1 protein-coding gene is annotated in these 255 nt (G+C 67.1%); it reads left to right on the top strand.

Annotated elements, in window-relative coordinates; all coding sequences use genetic code 11:
* The coding region (locus K6N12_RS35210; RefSeq protein WP_343228898.1) for a zinc-binding dehydrogenase at positions 1-255 on the top strand (255 nt) is incomplete at both ends.

The following is a 255-nucleotide window of genomic DNA, read 5'->3' as shown; positions in this document are numbered from 1 at the left end:
ATCTCGTCAACATGACCAAACGCAATGGCGACCTGATCGGCGGCGCCGACTACACCTTCGACTGCACCGGCAACACCAAGGTGATGCGCCAGGCGCTGGAGGCCTCCCACCGCGGCTGGGGCAAATCAATCATCATCGGCGTTGCCGGGGCCGGCCAGGAGATCTCCACCCGTCCGTTCCAGCTGGTCACCGGTCGCAACTGGATGGGCACCGCCTTCGGCGGCGCGCGCGGGCGCACCGACGTGCCGAAGATCG

Source organism: Rhizobium redzepovicii, assembly GCF_019793435.1.
Lineage (GTDB): Bacteria > Pseudomonadota > Alphaproteobacteria > Rhizobiales > Rhizobiaceae > Rhizobium > Rhizobium redzepovicii.
This window is presented reverse-complemented; position numbering and strand designations above follow the sequence as displayed.